Below are 2,270 nucleotides of genomic sequence, written 5' to 3'. Positions count from 1 at the left end.
TTTATCGGTTCCGCATCACCAGCGGCAGGTAAACTCTTGGCTCAAGCCAAATATGCCGCAGGGTGACCAGGCCCACATCATAGCCAGCCACATAAACGTTGTTGGCAAAAACATCCGACTCGATGCTGTACCAGTGGGGCGGCATTTCCAGCATGGAGACTTCGCGGGGCGAGTGGGGGTCGGATATGTTGATAACCGCCACCTTGTTGCCACCCGTCGCATACAGGAGGGGACCGGCGATGGCGAGGTCACTAGCCATTGCCGACAGGGTATATGTCATCACCGCCTGGGGGTTGGCGGGGTCGGAGACGTCCAGCACCCAAATTTCATCTCTGTTTGACGACGCTGTTACATAGGCATAGTTGCCGGAAGTGACCACATCAAAAACCACACGGTAAGCGGGGGTGTACAGCGCTACCTCCGTGGGGGAGATGGGGTTAGAGATGTCCACCACCCGGATCCCCCAACCATAGTCTGCCAGATAGGCATAGTTGCCGGACACCGCGATGCCCACAATATCGCTCCCCCGGGCCCAACCAACGAGACGGGGAGCGGCGGGGTTGGAAATGTCAAGGATGCCTGCACCAGCCGGCCCTCCTACATACGCATAGTTACCCCTCACCGTCACACACCTTCCGTAAGCGGGAAACCTGGCAAACCCAATTTGCCGAGGTGCCTGTGGGACAGAAACATCCACCATCTCGACCCCCGACCCTCGGTCTACCACGATCGCCAGGGTTGAGGTAATCGCCACCCCGTATGCCTGTCCCGGGGTATCGATACATCCCTCTGCCCGGGGCGAGGCGGGATCGGATACGTTCACCACGCACATCCCCCGGCCGCCGCTGGCCACGTATGCATACTGACCATTGGTCACAACACCTACCGGCACCCCGATGCTTTCGTAAAAGCCGACCTCCCTGGGGTTGGTGGGGGACGAGACATCGATGACCCTCAACCCTCTGTCGCTATCCGCCACATAGGCGCGCGTCCCGGACACAGCCACGCTATTCGCCCACCCCACCGTGTCGTAGTGTCCGACTTCCTGCGGAAAGGCAGGGGTGGGAAAACTGACGATTCGGAGCCCGGCACTCCCGTCTGCCATATAGGCCAGGTTGTTGGAGTAGACAACATCTACCACGTCTTCCGAAGTGACGATGGACCCGACCACCCAGGGGGATTGGGGATCGCTGACATTCACCACGCTTAACCCAGGCTGGCTTCTCCCCTCTCCTGCCACACGCCCCACAACGTACACGTAGGGGTAATTTACCGCAACCCCACTGACAATAAAGAACTGCACATTACCCTCGCGCCATGGGTGGGCGGGGTCCGACAGGTTGACCACCCAAAGCCCTTCGTACGATGCCACATACGCGTGGTTGCCGTACACGGCCACCTCCAGACCGCCCTCATCGGTTATGGCCCCAATCAGGCGCGGCTCAGATGGGCTGGAGATATCCAGGATACGCAACAGGGCATCCATGCCGGTGATATAGGCATAGGTACCGACGATGGTCACACCATCTATCCATGCCTCTGGGAGGTAAACGGCCACCCGTCGGGGGACGGAGCCGGAAATATCAAAGATATGCAGCCCTTTCCCGCTGGCTACATACGCGTATCCCCCGGAGAGGGCAATCGATCTCACGGCGCCGGGCAGCACGTCACTTTCCCACACCTTCTGCGGGGTGTCGGTAGACACATCCACCTTCACCAGCCGCGGGCCAACACCGATGTACGCATAGCCGTTCTGTAGGGCGACGGCGAGGGTGGTGCCACCGATCTGTCCGACCACCGCGCCCTGAGCGGCAACCGGATGGGTGCAGACACCCATCAAGAACACCATCACAGCCACAAAAATCAATATCCTGCGCATTTTTCCCTCCTTCTTGTCGCGGATGTATCTGGATATTGTTCAATGGGCTGATTCAGCCCGACAGACGCAAAGAGGCTACCAGGAACTGCCACCCGCAGTGCAAGATCGGCATGAGCGAGGCTGGAGGCGATCAACATCCCCGCTCCCTCGGATGAACCGACGATCTTCGACAGGCCGGGTGTTGGCAAACACCGCCATGGTCATCTCGGGCCGATCCATGCTCTGCCCGACAAAAGCCTTGCGAGGCAACGCAGCGCAACCTCCCCTGTTGGTACGACAGACGGTCGCCCGTTGCTTCATCGGGTCTCCTGGATACGGTAGACGCCCCAGTGAACATGCCGGGGGGCGGGGTCCCAGATCTTGACAGGAACTGTGTAAGTGATTCCCCCCG

At 59.7% G+C, this 2,270-nt stretch carries 1 protein-coding gene; it reads right to left on the bottom strand.

Annotated elements, in window-relative coordinates:
- Position 1: 1 nt before the first annotated feature.
- Positions 2 to 1,879 carry a hypothetical protein gene (locus ABJK56_RS19185; protein ID WP_347246299.1) on the bottom strand — a complete coding sequence of 626 codons (1,878 nt, stop codon included), beginning with the start codon at positions 1,877 to 1,879 and terminating at the stop codon, positions 2 to 4.
- Positions 1,880 to 2,270: the final 391 nt, after the last annotated feature.

Source organism: Thermogutta sp., from assembly GCF_039793925.1.
Lineage (GTDB): Bacteria > Planctomycetota > Planctomycetia > Pirellulales > Thermoguttaceae > Thermogutta.
Note: the sequence above shows the minus strand (reverse complement) of the source record. Positions and strands in the feature narration are given on the sequence as shown.

Bases quoted from the DNA above. Each gene is read 5' to 3' on its own strand.
- ABJK56_RS19185 (WP_347246299.1), bottom strand. From the start codon at position 1,879: ATGCGCAGGATATTGATTTTTGTGGCTGTGATGGTGTTCTTGATGGGT.